At 69.2% G+C, this 14,375-nt stretch carries 14 protein-coding genes; 2 read left to right on the top strand and 12 right to left on the bottom strand.

Annotation, left to right across the window (positions count from 1 at the left end):
• Positions 1 to 2: 2 nt before the first annotated feature.
• The 7 genes from LZ009_RS06895 to LZ009_RS06865 all read right to left on the bottom strand — a co-directional run bounded on the left by LZ009_RS06895 (position 3) and on the right by LZ009_RS06865 (position 6,632).
• The gene (locus tag LZ009_RS06895) at positions 3 to 875 is read right to left on the bottom strand and encodes an NAD(P)-dependent oxidoreductase (protein ID WP_275697171.1); all 873 of its coding nucleotides are present in this window, start codon (positions 873 to 875) and stop codon (positions 3 to 5) included.
• On the bottom strand, positions 872 to 1,570 hold the full coding sequence (locus LZ009_RS06890; RefSeq protein WP_275697170.1) for an SDR family NAD(P)-dependent oxidoreductase: 699 nt from the start codon (positions 1,568 to 1,570) through the stop codon (positions 872 to 874). Before LZ009_RS06890 ends, LZ009_RS06895 begins: the two co-directional genes overlap by 4 nt.
• Positions 1,560 to 2,516, bottom strand: a complete 957-nt coding sequence (locus tag LZ009_RS06885; protein ID WP_275697169.1) for a Bug family tripartite tricarboxylate transporter substrate binding protein — start codon at positions 2,514 to 2,516, stop codon at positions 1,560 to 1,562. The genes LZ009_RS06890 and LZ009_RS06885 overlap by 11 nt, the downstream gene beginning before the upstream one ends.
• Before the next feature lie 23 nt (positions 2,517 to 2,539).
• Entirely contained in the window at positions 2,540 to 3,724 is a 1,185-nt protein-coding gene (locus LZ009_RS06880; protein ID WP_275697168.1) for a dihydrodipicolinate synthase family protein, read from the bottom strand.
• Between the two features lie 11 nt (positions 3,725 to 3,735).
• Positions 3,736 to 4,899, bottom strand: coding sequence for a Gfo/Idh/MocA family protein (locus LZ009_RS06875; protein WP_275697167.1), 1,164 nt, complete (start codon positions 4,897 to 4,899; stop codon positions 3,736 to 3,738).
• Positions 4,900 to 4,922: 23 nt separating this feature from the next.
• A complete protein-coding gene (locus LZ009_RS06870) occupies positions 4,923 to 5,894 on the bottom strand; it encodes a tripartite tricarboxylate transporter substrate binding protein (RefSeq protein ID WP_275697166.1) in 972 nt (323 codons plus the stop codon).
• Between the two features lie 87 nt (positions 5,895 to 5,981).
• Entirely contained in the window at positions 5,982 to 6,632 is a 651-nt protein-coding gene (locus LZ009_RS06865) for a TetR/AcrR family transcriptional regulator (protein WP_275697165.1), read from the bottom strand.
• Positions 6,633 to 6,671: 39 nt separating this feature from the next.
• On the opposite strand from LZ009_RS06865, the gene LZ009_RS06860 reads away from it, so the two are divergent.
• The gene (locus LZ009_RS06860) at positions 6,672 to 8,372 is read left to right on the top strand and encodes a thiamine pyrophosphate-binding protein (protein ID WP_275697164.1); all 1,701 of its coding nucleotides are present in this window, start codon (positions 6,672 to 6,674) and stop codon (positions 8,370 to 8,372) included.
• 135 nt (positions 8,373 to 8,507) lie between these two features.
• Here LZ009_RS06860 and LZ009_RS06855 read toward each other — a convergent pair whose 3' ends face one another.
• The 4 genes from LZ009_RS06855 to yedA all read right to left on the bottom strand — a co-directional run bounded on the left by LZ009_RS06855 (position 8,508) and on the right by yedA (position 12,853).
• Positions 8,508 to 9,827, bottom strand: a complete 1,320-nt coding sequence (locus LZ009_RS06855) for a metallopeptidase TldD-related protein (RefSeq protein ID WP_275697163.1) — start codon at positions 9,825 to 9,827, stop codon at positions 8,508 to 8,510.
• The gene (locus LZ009_RS06850) at positions 9,827 to 11,281 is read right to left on the bottom strand and encodes a TldD/PmbA family protein (RefSeq protein ID WP_275697162.1); all 1,455 of its coding nucleotides are present in this window, start codon (positions 11,279 to 11,281) and stop codon (positions 9,827 to 9,829) included. The genes LZ009_RS06855 and LZ009_RS06850 overlap by 1 nt, the downstream gene beginning before the upstream one ends.
• A gap of 69 nt (positions 11,282 to 11,350) precedes the next feature.
• Positions 11,351 to 11,806, bottom strand: a complete 456-nt coding sequence (locus tag LZ009_RS06845; RefSeq protein WP_275697161.1) for an SWIB/MDM2 domain-containing protein — start codon at positions 11,804 to 11,806, stop codon at positions 11,351 to 11,353.
• 129 nt (positions 11,807 to 11,935) lie between these two features.
• Positions 11,936 to 12,853, bottom strand: coding sequence for a drug/metabolite exporter YedA (gene yedA / locus LZ009_RS06840; RefSeq protein WP_275697160.1), 918 nt, complete (start codon positions 12,851 to 12,853; stop codon positions 11,936 to 11,938).
• Between the two features lie 92 nt (positions 12,854 to 12,945).
• Between yedA and LZ009_RS06835 the strand changes: the two genes are divergently transcribed.
• Positions 12,946 to 13,440 (top strand): Lrp/AsnC family transcriptional regulator, encoded by a 495-nt coding sequence (locus tag LZ009_RS06835; protein WP_275697159.1) that lies wholly within the window; start codon positions 12,946 to 12,948, stop codon positions 13,438 to 13,440.
• Positions 13,441 to 13,444: 4 nt separating this feature from the next.
• Here the strand turns inward: LZ009_RS06835 and LZ009_RS06830 are convergent, their stop codons facing one another.
• Positions 13,445 to 14,350 (bottom strand): DMT family transporter, encoded by a 906-nt coding sequence (locus LZ009_RS06830; protein WP_275697158.1) that lies wholly within the window; start codon positions 14,348 to 14,350, stop codon positions 13,445 to 13,447.
• Positions 14,351 to 14,375 lie beyond the last annotated feature (25 nt).

Raw genomic sequence — 14,375 nt, 5'->3', positions numbered from 1 at the left:
GTTCAGTTCGTTGGGGTTCGGCCGCGCCGCCACTGGCGGATGATCGCGGCGTTGTCGAGGTCGCCGTCGCCGGCGGCGATGGCCGCGCGCATCAGCTGGGCATGGGCTTCGGAAAGCGGCAGGGGCTGGCCGGCCGCGCGCGCCGCCTCCAGCATCAGGCCCACGTCCTTCAGGTGCTGGCGGATGCGGGACTGGGGCTCGAAATTGCCGCTGGCCATCAGGGGGCCCTTGACCTCCGCCGCGGCGGAGCGCGCCGGCGTCGCCAGCACCAGGGCGAGGAAGGTTTCGGGCGCGATGCCGAGGCTCTCGGCGAACGCCATCCCTTCGGCCAGCACGGCACGGTTCAGGCCCAGCACGAGGTTGGTGGCGAGCTTGGCCTTCGCCGCCATGCCGGCCGGGCCGACGTGCACGCGCTTGTGCGCGATCGCGTCCAGCACCTCGCTGTTGCGCGCGATGTCTTCCGCCTCGCCGCCGAGAAGCTGGGTGGCTTCGCCCGCGGCAATCTGCTGGCTGGAGCCGGACAGCGGTCCTTCGATGAACGCGATGCCTTCATCGCGCAGTTGCGCCGCCAGCTCGCGCAGGGCCTCCGGATCGCCGGTCGAACAATCGACGATGGTCCGGGTCTTCCTTGGGGTGGGTTCGCGCAGCGACCCCACCACGCCCATGACATCCCGTGTATCGAACACGGCCAGGACCACGCATTCGCACCGCGCCGCGATCTCCGCCACCGTCGCCGCCTGTCCACCGACCGTCGCGAGTGCCTTGCGTGCCTCTTCCCGCAGGTCGAATCCCTGCACGCGGAACCCGGCCGCCAGCAGCCGCTGCGCCAGCGCCTGCCCCACCAGCCCGAGCCCGACCAGTCCGACGTCCTTCATGGCACGAGCGAGGACCCGCCGCAGATCTGGATCTCCTGCCCGGTGATGGCGGCAGCGTCCGGCGAGAGCAGGAAGGCGACCAGCGCCGCCACTTCCTCCGGCTGGATCAGGCGGCCGATGGGCGGGACGCGCGAGGGCGTGCCCTGGCGCGCCGGATCGGCGAGCATGCCGGTCTGCGTCGCGGCGGGCGCCACCACGTTCACCGTCACGCCCTGGGCCACCACTTCGGCGGCCCAGCTGCGCGCGAGCGAGGCGATAGCCGCCTTGGTCGCCGCGTACTGGCTGCGGCCCGCCACGCCGCGGGCGACGCGGCTGCCGATCAACACCATGCGGCCGTGGCCGCGCTTCGCCATCTGCGGCAGCACGGTGTTGGCGAGCGCGGTTGCGGCTTCCACGTGCAGGCGCCACATCGCCTCGCCGTGGGCGGGATCGAGCGCGCCGAGGGAAGCAGGGCGCAGGATGCCCGCGGCATGGACGACGGCGCCGAGGGGGCCCAGCGTTTCGGCCCGGCGTGCGACGGCCGCGGTGTCCGTGAGGTCGACGGTCACCGGCTCGAAGCGCGCATCCTCCATGGCGGGGGGAGCGACGTCGAAGCCCAGCACCTGCCAGCCGTCCGCGAGCAGGCGACGCGCCACGGCCAGGCCGATGCCCGAGCTGCTGCCCGTCACCAGCGCGCGGCCGGCTTCACTCGACACGGATGTTGCCTTCCGTGATGATCTTCTGCGCGCGCGCCATGTCGGCGGTCTGGAACTTCACGAAGTCGTCGACCGAGCCGGGCGTGAGCAGCAGGCCCTGCTGCGCCAGCTTGTCGTGCATCTCGCCCGCCAGCGCCTTGTTCACTTCGGCATTGAGGCGCTGCGTGATGTCCGCCGGCAGCTTCGCCGGGCCCCACAGGCCGTACCAGCTGTAGAACTCGTAGCCGGGAATCGTTTCGGCCACGGTCGGCACATCCGGCAGGTTGGGCACGCGTGCGCTGGACGTCACCGCCACCACGCGCAGCAGCCCGCTCTTGTGGTACTGCAGCGAGCCGAGGATGGGATCGATGAAACCATCGATCTGGCCGCCGATCAGGTCCTGGAAGGCGGGCGCCGTGCCCTTGTACGGCACCACCATGTAGTTGATGTTGCCGCTGCGCTTGAGGAGTTCGGTCGACAGGTGGCCGGCCGAGCCGATCGAGCCGACCGCGAAGGTCATCTTGCCGGGGTTGGCCTTGGCGTAGGCCAGCAGCGACTTGATGTCGGTGACCGGCAGGTTCTTGTTGATCGCCACCGAGAGCGGCGCCTTGGCCACCAGCGCGATCGGCTGGAAGTCCTTGGTGACCGAATACGCCACCGACTTCATCGTCATGGGCGCGCTGACGAAGGTCGAGGCGTTGAACAGCAGCGTGTAGCCATCCGCCGGCGCCTTGGACACCAGGTCCGCGCCTATGGTGCCGTTGCCGCCCGGCTTGTTGTCGACGACGAAGGGCTGGCCCAGCTGGTCGCCCAGCTTCTGCGCCAGCTGGCGGCCTACTGCGTCCAGCGTGCCGCCGGGCGGGAAGGGGATGATCACCTTGACCGGGCGCGCAGGCCAGGATTGGGCGGCAACGGCGAGGCTGGCGGCGGCCAGCACGGCACCTAAAGCGAACTTCGTCTTCCACATGGTTGGTCTCCTCGGGGTTCGGATCACTCGACGCCGTGCAGGGCCAGCAGCATCTTCATGCGCTTCGTGGCCAGCTCCGGTTGTTCCAGCAGGTTGGCCGCATCGGCCAGGCGGAACAGCTCGGCGAAGTGCGGCAGGCTGCGCGTGCTTTGCTGGCCGCCCACCATGGCGAAGTGCTTCTGGTGGCCATTGAGCCAGGCCATGAAGACGACGCCGGTCTTGTAGAAGCGCGTGGGCGCCGCGAAGATGTGGCGCGACAGCGGCACCGTGGGGCCGAGGATCGCGTGGAACTTCTCGATGTTGCCGCGCGCCAGTTCGCCCAGCGCGGCGCTGGCCGCCGGCGCGATGGCGTCGAAGATGCCCAGCAGCGCGTCGCTCTTGCCGTGCGTGGGTTCCTGGCCCCAGCCGTCGCCGGCGATCAGCTCCGCGTAGTTGAAGTCGTCGCCCGTGTACATGCGCACGCCCGGCGGCAGGCGCCGGCGCATCGCGATCTCCTTGTCCTTGTCCAGCAGCGAGATCTTGATGCCGTCCACCTTGCTGGCGTGCGCGGCGATGATGCCGATCGCGGTGTCCATCGCGGCATCGACATCCTTGCTGCCCCAGTAACCCGCCAGCGCCGGGTCGAACATGTCGCCCAGCCAGTGCAGCACCACGGGCTGCTTCGCCTGCGACAGGATGCGGCCGTAGACCTTCTCGTAGTCCGCGGGCGACTTCGCCACGCGGGCCAGCGCGCGCGAGGCCATCACTATCAGCTTGCCGTCCAGCTTCTCGATGGCTTCCATCTGCTGCTCGTAGGCGCGGATCACGTCGTCGACGTTCTTCGCGTCTTCGGGCGCGAGGTGGTCGGTGCCGCAGCCCGAGGCAACCAGCGCACCGGGGACGTCGCGCGCCGCGTCCAGCGAGCGGCGGATCAGTTCCAGCGAGGTCGGCCAGTCCAGGCCCATGCCGCGCTGCGCCGTGTCCATGGCTTCGGCCACGCCCAGGCCCAGCGACCACAGGCGCTGCCGGTAGGCGATGGTCGCGTCCCAGTCGACCGCGGCCTGCAGCCAGGGATCGACGGCGGCCAGCGGGTTGGCCACCACGTGGGCGGCGGAGTAGGCGATGCGGTTGAACTTCACGCCCTGGGCGGGCTGCACCGGGGTGGAGCCGCGCAGCGTGTAGTTCTCCAGCGCGCCGGCCGGCGTGGGCAGTTGCAGGGTCGAGGCCATGGCGCGCGTCCTCAGAACTGCAGGGCGGGCACGTCGACGAAGCGGCGTTCCTTCCAGCTTTGCAGCGCGGCTTCCACCAGCTGCACGCCCTTGGCGCCTTCGGGAAGTGTCCACTTGTAGGGCGCGTCTTCCACCACGTGGCGGATGAAGGCTTCCCACTGGATCTTGAAGCCGTTGTCGTACACCTGCGTGTCCGGCACGTCCTGCCACTGCTCGCTGAAGTTCATGGTGTTCTTCACGTCCGGGTTCCACACCGGGCGCGGCGTGTTCACGCGGCTTTGCGCCTTGCACGACGTGAGGGTGGCGACGGCGGAGCCGTGCGTGCCGTCGACGTGGAAGGTCACCAGGTCCTCGCGGTTGACGCGGGTGGCCCAGGACATGTTCAGCTGCGCGATCACCGGCTCGCCGTTGTGGCCCACCAGTTCGGCGATGGCGTAGGCGGCGTCGTCGGCGGTGGCGGTGTAAGGCTTGCCGTCCTCGTCCCAGCGCGTCGGGATGTGGGTGGCGCCCAGGCAGGAGATGGACTTCACTTCGCCGAACAGGTTGTCCAGCACGTAGCGCCAGTGGCACATCATGTCCAGGATCATCCCGCCGCCGTCTTCGGCCCGGTAGTTCCAGCTCGGGCGCTGGATCGGCTGCAGGTCGCCTTCGAACACCCAGTAGCCGAACTCCAGCCGCAGCGACAGCATGCGGCCGAAGAAGCCGGCGCGGCGCAGCATGTCCAGCTTGCGCAGGCCGGGCAGGAACAGCTTGTCCTGCACGGCGCCGTGCTTGAGGCCCGACTTCTCGGCCAGCTTGGCGATCTCCACCGCCTCGCCCAGCGTGGTGGCGATCGGCTTCTCGCAGTAGACGTGCTTGCGCGCGCGCAGCGCCTTGGCCAGCAGCTTGGGGCGCATCTGCGTGGTGCCGGCGTCGAAGAAGACGGTGTCGTCCTGGTTCGCGAGCGCCGCATCGAGGTCGGTGCCCCAGCGCGCGATGCCGTGCGCCTTGGCCAGCGCCTCGATCTTCTCGGCGTTGCGGCCGATCAGGATCGGGTCGGGCATGACCTTGTCGCCGTTGGAGAGCGTCACGCCGCCCTGGTTGCGGATGGCGACGATGGAGCGGATCAGGTGCTGGTTCATGCCCATGCGTCCGGTGACGCCGTGCATGATGATTCCGAGACGTTGGGTGGGCATGGCTGCTCCTTGCTGGCTGGCGGTTATTGCTTGTGCACTTCGAGGCCGGCGGCCTTGACCAGTGCGGCGTTGGTCTTGATCTCTTCGCGCAGGTAGGCGTCGAACTCGGCGGGCTTGAGCGTCCAGGCGTCGGCGCCCAGGGCGGCGAAGCGTTCCTTGACCTCCGGCGTGGCCAGCGCCTTGACCACTTCGGCCTGGAGGCGGTCGACGATGTCCTTGGGCGTCCTGGCCGGCGCGAACATGCCGATCCAGAAGTTGAACTCGGAGCCGGGCACGCCCGCTTCGGCGGTGGTCGGCACGTCGGGCAGGGCGGCGGCGCGCTTGGGCGAGCCGACGGCCAGCGGCACCAGCTGGCCGGTCTTGATCTGGCCGATCACCGGTGCGATGGGCGAGAAGTAGTAGTCGACGCGGCCGGCGGCCACTTCGGTCACGGCTTCGGCGGAGCCCTTGAAGGGAATGTTCTGCGCGTCGATCTTCGCGGCCAGCTTGAACTTCTCGGCGTTCAGGTGGGTGGCGCTGCCCTGGCCGGCGGAGGCGAAGTTCATGCTGCCCGGCTTGGCGCGCGCGGCGGCCAGCAGCTCCTTGAGCGACTTGATGTTCTTCGAGGGCGCGATCACCAGCACGTTGGGCGTCGAGGAGATCGGCGTGACGGGCGCGAAGTCGGCCACCGTGTCGAAGGGCAGCTTGGCGAAGGTGTGCGGGCTGACCGTGTGCGAGGACGAGTGGATCATCAGCGTGTAGCCGTCCGGCGCGGCCGTCGCGACCGCGGCCTGGCCGATGGTGCCGCTGGCGCCGCCCTTGTTCTCGATCACGAGCGTGGTGCCCATGCTCTGGCCCATCTTGTCGCCGATGGCGCGGGCAATGATGTCGGTGGTGCTGCCGGCGGCAAAGGGCACGATCACGCGGATCGGCTTGCTGGGATAGCCGGACTGGGCAAAGGCGGCGAGCGGCAGGGCGAAAGCGGCGGCTGCAAGCGCACGGCGGGAAAGCTTCATCGGTCTTGTCTCCTGGGTTAATTCACTGTTTGGTGAATTATGGGGCGGAGCTTTGACGCATGCAAGCCCCGCGGGCGGGGTCGGGAATTAGCTGCGCAGCAGGTAGCCCAGGATCACGTCCGTCATGTGCGACAGCCGCTCGCTTCTCGCCTTGGGCGTCATCAGGTCGCGCCCGAAGATGGCCGACAGGGTGTGCGTGTTCGAGAGGTAGAAGTAGGCGATGCCGGCGATCGACACGTAGAGCTGCACCGGGTCAACGCCGCCGCGGAAGGTGCCGTCGCGGCGTCCGCGTTCCAGCACCGCCGCCAGCGTGTCCACCAGCGGCGAGTTGAGCTCGCGCGCCTTCTGCGAGCCTTCGAGGTGGCGCGCCCGGTGCAGGTTGGCGCTGTTCAGGAGCGTCATGAACTCCGGGTGCGCCAGGTAGTAGTTCCAGGTGAACTCGATCAGGCGGCGCACCGCCTGCGCCGGTTCCAGGTCCAGCAGGTGCAGCTGCGCCTCCTGCTCGCGGATGTCGCGGTAGGCCTGCTCCAGCACCGCCTGGAACAGCTTCTCCTTGTCCTCGAAGTAGTAGTAGATGAGGCGCTTGTTCAGGCCGGCCCGTTCGGCGATGCGGTCCACCCGCGCGCCGCCCAGGCCGTGCTCGGCGAATTCGTCCCGGGCCGCTGCTAGGATGGTGCTCTGGGAGCGGTCCGCATCGCGCGTGCGCTCTTCGGTGGCGGGGCTGGGGTCTCGAGCCATGTCCAGATAATTCACTAATCAGTTAATCGAGTCAAGCGCATGAACCCGTCCACACAGCTCGCCGGCCACCTGATTGTCGAGTGTCTCGTTGCACAGGGGGTGAGCCACGTGTTCGGCGTTCCGGGCGAGAGCTACCTGGCCGTGCTCGATGGCTTCCACCAGTATCGCGACAAGATCCGCTTCGTGATCAACCGGCAGGAAGGCGGCGCAGCCTACATGGCCGAGGCGGCGGGCAAGTTGTCGAACCGGCCGGGCGTCTGCTTCGTGACGCGGGGGCCGGGCGCCACCAACGCCTCGATCGGCGTGCACACGGCCTTCCAGGACTCGACGCCGATGGTGCTGTTCGTCGGCGACGTCGCCAGCGACCAGCGCGACCGCGAAGCCTTCCAGGAAGTCGATTACGGCGTGTTCCTGGGCCCCAGCACCAAGGGCATGGCCAAGCGGGTGGAGCGCATCGACGACCCCGACCGCATTCCCGAGTACGTGAGCCGCGCCTTCGCCACCGCCATGAACGGGCGGCCGGGGCCGGTGGTTCTGGTGCTGCCGGAAGACATGCTGACGAAGGAAACGGCGGCGCGTCCGCTGCCGCGCGTGGAAGCCGTCGAGGCCTGGAGCGATCCCGGCGCACTGCGCACCTTGCGCGAGATGCTGCTGGCGGCGAAGAAGCCCTTCGTGATCGCCGGCGGCGGCGGCTGGACGCCGCAGGCGGCGCAGGCGCTGCAGCGCTTTGCCGAGAACTGGAAGCTGCCGGTGGGCAACGCCTTCCGCTTCCAGGACTGCTTCGACAACCACCACCCGCAGTACGCGGGCGACGTCGGCATCGGCATCAATCCGAAGCTGGCCGCACGGGTGAAGGACAGCGACCTCATCCTCGCGATCGGCCCGCGCCTGGGGGAGATGACCACCGGGGGCTACACGCTGCTGAAGCCGCCGAAGGCCCAGCAGAAGCTGGTGCACATCCATGCCAGCGCCGAGGAGCTCCATCGCGTCTACCAGGCCGACCTGGCGATCAACGCCACGATGAACGCCGCCGCGCGCTCCCTCGAGGTGCTGAGCGCGCCACCGGAATTGCCCTGGGCCGACTGGACCGCCGCGGCCAACGCGGATTACCAGGGCAACCTGGTGCCGCAGAAGCTGCCGGGCGACATCGACATGCCGGCGATCGTGGCGCTGCTGCAGAAGCACCTGCCCGAAGACGCGGTGCTGACCAATGGCGCGGGCAACTTCGCGTCGTGGACGCACCGCTTCTTCAAGCACCATGGCCTGGCCAAGGGCCACAAGACCCAGCTGGCCCCCACCAATGGCGCGATGGGCTACGGCGTGCCGGCGGGCATCGCGGCCAACCTGCTGACCGGCCGCATCGCCCTGACGATGGCGGGCGACGGCGACTTCCTGATGAACGGGCAGGAGCTGGCGACGGCGGCGCAGCATGGCGCGCGCTCGATCATCGTGCTCTTGAACAACGGCACCTACGGGACGATCCGCATGCACCAGGAGCGCGAGTATCCGAAGCGGGTGCACGGCACGGCGCTGGCGAATCCGGATTTCGTCGGCTTGGCGAAGGCCTACGGCTACCACGGCCAGCGCATCACGAAGACCGCGGAGTTCGAGCCAGCGCTGCTGGCGGCGATCGAGCGCCAGCAGGGCACGCTGATCGAAGTGATGCTGGATGCGGAGGTGATCACGACGCGCGGGACGCTGAGCGGGATCACGGAAGCGGCCCTGAAGAAGAAGGGGTGAAGCCGCGGTTCGCCTGCGGCTCACCACGGCCTACGGTGGGTTCGAACGCGCAAGCCGGGGTTGCCACCCCGGCCTACGGAATCCCACTATGGTGCCTCGTAGGCCGTGGTGAGGAACGAACCGCGGCTGCCCGCCCTACAACGTAAACACGAACCCGTCGACGACCGCCCCTGGCGCCGAAACGCTGCGCAGGTGCCGCGATCCGTAGGTCGCGTTGTCCGGCACCAGCTCCGCCCGGTCCGTCAGCGCCACCAGCCCGCTGCCGAACATGCGCAGCAGCGAATCGTCGAAGCGCATCACCGAGATCGGCGCGACCGGCACGCCGTCTTCCACCCACAGGCAGGCAAAGCGCGTCATGCCCGTCATGCGGCAAGCCTGGCGGTCGCTGTAGTTCAGGTAGTGCAGGTCGCTGAGGTAGACGCCGGTGCCCAGCACCTTCAGCGCATCGGCGGCGGGCAGCGATCCCGGCGCCATCGCCAGCGCCTCCGGGCCTTCCTCCGCGTTGCCGTTGCTGGCCAGGCCGTACTCGCGGGCGCTGCGCGGCGACACCAGCGTGCCGGCCATGCGGCCCTCGGCGACCAGCGCGACCTGCGCGGGCTTGACGAAGCCGTCGTCCTGGAACGCAGGCGCCAGGCCGTTGGCGATGTCTTCCGTGAGCCGGACGGCGGGATGGAACTGCTGCAGCCCGCGCTGCAGCTGCACCAGGGTGCTGACGCCGGTGCGGGCCGCGCGCTCGCCGAAGCCGCCCCAGGACAGCGTGGCCAGCAGGTCCGCCACCGCCACCGGGCTGAAGCAGACGCGGTACGCGCCCGGCGCCAGCGTCTTGCGCGGGCGGCCCAGCACTTCCAGCTGCGCCCGCGCCCGCTCCATCCGCGCCGCCAGCTCGCGCGCGCTGAAGGCGGCGCCGGCGTAGGAGGACTTCACGGCCAGGTCGGCCTCGCGGTACAGGCACCACTCGAAGTGGAAGCTTTCCACCGCATGCCAGTTGCGCTGGCCGCGGCTGTCGGCGTAGCCGCGCACCATGGGCCCGGCAGCGTAAAAGCCGACGAGGTCGGTGCCGGCGCCGAGGCGCGTCACTTCCGCGATCAGTTCCGCCGGCGTGGGCAGGCTGCCGGTTGCCACGCGCTCGGTCGAGTGCACCGTGTCCGGCAGCAGCAAGAAAGGGTCTTCCGGCACCAGCGGCAACTGCCGCGCCAGCTGGTCCCGCTCGGCCAGCAGCAGCTTCAGGTCCGCGTCGGCATCGCCCGAAAGCGCGCAGGTGGAACTGGCGCGGCGCGAACCGGCCACCACGCTGACGGTGCCATAGCGCTGCTGCACGTGCGTCGCCTGGCGCACCAGTGCCTTGTTGAAGCGCAGGAAGTCCGAGTCTTCCGCCGAGAAGGAGAGGCTGGTGCGATCCAGCCCCGCCGGCAGCGTGCAGACGCCGGCGGCCAGTCGTTCGAAGTAGTCACGCATCAGGCGGCTCCCCCGAACACGGACACGCGCTCGAACTTGCAGGCCGGCGCAGCATGGCCGACGCGGATCACCTGGTTGGGCTCGCCCTTGCCGCAGTACGGCGTGCCCATGACCTGGAAGGTGCTCGCATCGCCCACCATGGCCAGGGAGCGCCAGAAGCTGGCCGAGATGCCGCGGTAGTTGGGCCGCTTGACCACCTCCGCCAACTGGCCCTTGCGGATGCGCTGGCCGTACTCGCAGCCGAACTGGAACTTGTTGCGCGAGTCGTCGATGCTCCAGGAAGCGTTGGTGCGCATCAGCACGCCGTCGTCGATGCTGGCGATCATCTGCTCCAGGGTGGAGTCGCCGGGCTCGACGTTGAGGTTGGCCATGCGGTCGATCGGCGCGCGGTTCCAGCTGCTGGAGCGGGAGTTGGCGACGCCGGCGATGTCGGACCGCAGGGCCCGCGCGCGGGCCTGCGACAGCGTGCCACCCAGCGGCCGCTGCAGGATGCCGTTGCGGATGATCCATTCGCGCCGCGCCGGCGTGCCGTCGTCGTCGAAGGCGTAGCTGGCGAACTGCGCGCTGACGTCGGGCGCGAAGCTCACGTTCAGCAGCTCGCTGCCGTAGCGGTAGTGGCCGAACATGTCGAGCGTGACGAAGCTGGTGCCGGCGAAGTTGCGCTCGTCGCCGAGGATGCGGTCCAGCTCCAGCGGGTGGCCGATGCTCTCGTGGATCTGCAGCATCATCTGGTCGGGCATCAGGAGCAGGTCCATCTCGCCGCTGGGGCAATTGGGTGCCTTCAGCAGCTCGAGCGCCTCGCGCGCGACGCGCGGGCCGTCCCCGGCAAAACGGGCGCGCTCCAGCACTTCCAGGCCGCCTTGCTGGCAGAAGCCGTTGTACTGGCCGGCGGCGGAGCGGGTCTGGGTCTCGCCGCCTTCGCTGGCCACGACCGTGAGGCCCGGCACCACGAAGTCCCAGTGCTGCTCGACGCGGCCGCCGTCGCCGGTGAGGAACAGCTGCTCGGTGCGGGTGGTCCACAGCGACGCGCTGCGGTCCACGATGGCGGCACCCAGGTTGGCGCCGGCGCACACGGCGCCCAGCAGCTCGTACTTCTCGGCCAGGCCCAGCGTCTCCACCGGGCGCTGCGTCGGCGACGCGTAGCGGCCTTCGGCGGCCTGCGCCAGCGCTTCGCGGCCGTCGACCAGGCTGTGCGGTGCGCAGGCCAGGGCGAGTTCCTTGGCCTGCGCAAAGGCGGCGCGCAGGCCGGCGGCGCTGAGGTCGCTGGTGGCGGCAAAGGCCTGGCCGCCGCCGGCGCAGACGCTCACCATGGCGCCGGCGTCGCGCTGGCGCCAGGGCGCTTCCGGCGCGTCGCGGCGCACGGTCAGCTGCTCGGCCTGTTCGCTGACGAAGCGCACCGACCAGGCCTCGGCGGCGGGGGCGGCGTCCTTGGCGATCCGTTCGAGATGATTCATCGGTCAGGGTCCTGAAACGAGAAAGGGCCGGTTCGCACCGGCCCTTCGAGAAGCGAGGCGAAGCCTGGCTTACTTGACGTGCTTGCCGATCAGGCCAGCCATCTCGAACATGGAAACCTGCGCCTTGCCGAAGAGTTCCTTCAGCTTGGCATCGCCGTTCACCATGCGCTTGTTGACGTTGTCCTGCAGCTTGTTCTTCTTGATGTAGGCCCAGAGCTTGCTGACGATTTCCGTGCGGGGCAGGGGAGCCGAGCCCACGACGGCGGCCAGCGCTGCGTCCGGGGTCAGGGGCTTCATGAACGCCGCGTTCGGGGTGCGCTTCTTGGCCGGGGCCTTCTTCGCAGCCGCCTTCTTCGCCGGGGCCTTCTTGGCAGCGGCCTTCTTCGCCGGAGCCGCCTTCTTCGCGGGAGCCTTCTTGGCCGCCGGCGCCTTCTTCGCCGGAGCCTTCTTGGCAGCGGCCTTCTTCGCCGGAGCCGCCTTCTTCGCCGGCGCCTTCTTCGCCGCCGTCTTCTTCGCAGTTGCCATGATCTGTTTCCTTCTAGAAGTTTAAGAACCACCAATGGAACTGCACTCCACTGGCACTGCGGATGCTAATGGAGAACGCGGCGCCGTAAAAGCGAAAAACGCGTTTTTTCATTGGGAAATGTTGCTTTTTCAGCGAGGCGCGGAGGCCGTTTTCCCTCTGAGGATCAGGAAAACGCCAATGAAGATCACGCCGCAGGCGAGCCATTCCCCTCTGGAAACGGCTTCTTTCCCAATGAAAACACCGAGCGCGAGCGCGATCACGGGGTTCACGAACGCGTAGCTCGTGGCCACCGCGGCACTCGCATTCGCCAGCAGGTAGAGGTACGCGCTGAAGGCGACGAGCGAGCCGAACACCACGAGATACGCCCACGCCGCGAGTGCCGCCGGCTGCGCGGGCCACGCGAACTGCTCACCCATCGCGAGAGAAACGAGCATCAACACCGCGCCGCCACACGACATTTCGCTCGCGAAGCCCATGGGGCCGGGGGCCAGCGGCAGCTTCGTCGTGGCGAGCACGGAGCCGAGCGACCAGGCGAGCGCCGCGCCCGCGATGCAGGCGAGGCCCGCCGGCGCCGCGGAAAAACTCGCGCCGCGCACGAGCCACAGCACGCCGGCCAGGCCCACGGCCATGCCCGCGAATTCCAGGCGGTGCGGCCGGCGGCCGAACAGCAGGCCCCAGCCGCAGGTGAGGATCGGGATGACGGCGATGAAGGCGGCGACCAGGCCCGAACCGATGTGCACTTCGGCGCTCGCCGTGAGGCCCATGCCGCCTCCCAGCATCAGCGCGCCGACCACCAGCGCGTTGCGCCATTGCCTGGCGGTGGGCAGCGGGGCGCGGCGCCACAGCATCAGGCCCATCAGCAGGCCGCCCGCCGTGAGGAAGCGGGTTCCCATCTGGAAGAAGGGCGGGAAGCTGTCCAGCGCGTAGCGGATCGCCAGGTAGGTCGAGCCCCAGACCAGGTAGCAGGCGAGCAGGGCGGGCAGCAGCAGCGGCGGGGCGGCCGGAGCGCGGCCGGCGGAGGGGAACGGGGTGGCGGCGGTCGTCATGGGCGGTGATCGTAGGGGGACCGTGCCGCCCCGGCCATGCATCATTCAAGGTCTGCAGTAGCATGTCGCCTTGTTTTTGAAGGTTGAAGCCCATGGCCACCGAAGTTCCCGAACTGGACGCCTATGACGCCCGCATCCTGGACGAGCTGCAGCGCGATGCGCGGATCTCCATGGCGGAACTGGGACGCAAGGTCCACCTGTCGCAGCCGGCGGTGACCGAGCGGGTGCGCAAGCTCGAGATGGCCGGCTACATCAAGGGCTACCGGGCGGTGGTGGACTACCAGCGCCTGGGCTACGGCATCCGCGCGCTGGTGCGGGTCGGGCGTGCCGAGTACGCGCGGGTGGTCAAGCTGATCGAGCAGACGCCGGAGGTGGTCAATGCCTTCAACGTCACCGGGGAGGACAGCTGGATCCTGGAAATCGCGGTGATCGACGTCGAGCACCTGGATGCGGTGGTGACGAAGTTCTGCCTGCTGACCGAGACGTCGACGGCGATCGTGTTGAACGTGCCGCGGGAGAATGCGAAGGTGTTGCCGGCGAAGCGGGAGGACATCAAGCCGGTGTTGAAGAAGGTGACCGGGCGGTAGGGCGCTAGCGCCGCACCGGCGCGGTCGCCAGGAGCACCCCCGCCAGCGCCGCCAGGAAAGCCACCAGCTGCAAGCCGCCCAGCTTTTCACCCAGGAACACCACCCCCACCACCGCCGCGCTCACCGGCAGCATCACCGTGAACACGCCGGCCTGCGCGGCCGGCACGACCTTCAGGCCGGTCATCCACAGCCACACGGTCCACACGCTGGCCGCCAGGCCGTAGAACAGCAGCAGCAGCCAGGTGCCCGGCGCGACCGCGCCGAAATCGAAGTGCAGGGCGCCCCACAGCCCCATCGGCGTCACCAGCGCCAGGCCCCACAGGTTGATCAGCGAGGTGATGCGCTTGGGCCCGAGCGCGCCGGTCAGCGCCTTGCCGATCACGGCATACGAGGCCTCGCACACCACCGCCGCGAACACCAGCAGGTTGCCCAGCCAGGCCAGCTGCACTTCCCGGGCAGAGCCCGCCGCGTGCGGACTGGCGACGGCCAGCAGGCCGATGCCGGCGGCGGCGCAGGCGATCGCCGTCCAGATGCGGCCCGAAATCGGCTCGCGCAGGAAAGCCCAGCTGAGGAGCGCGACGACGGCCGGGATCGCCGCCATGATCACGCCGGCCGACACCGCGCTGGTCATGCTCACGCCGAACAGCATGCAGATGGAGAACAGGAAGTTGCCGAGGAAGGATTCGAGGAACAGCAGGCCGCGCGTGCGCGGCGTCAGCGGCGGCTCGTTCGCCGGCTTGCGCAACCAGGGCAGCATCGCCAGCGCGCCGATGCCGAAGCGCAGCCACGCCAGCAGGAACACGGGGATGGCTGCCACCAGCGGCTTGGACAGCGCCACGTAGCTGCCCACCAGCGCCATGCTGAGCGCGAGGCAGGCATAGGCCGCGGGGCGGCTGGGAACGAGGCTCATCGACAATGGCGCCAGCAGAAAAGTC

The organism is Ramlibacter paludis, assembly GCF_022012305.1.
Classification (GTDB): Bacteria; Pseudomonadota; Gammaproteobacteria; order Burkholderiales; family Burkholderiaceae_C; genus Ramlibacter; species Ramlibacter paludis.
This window is presented reverse-complemented; position numbering and strand designations above follow the sequence as displayed.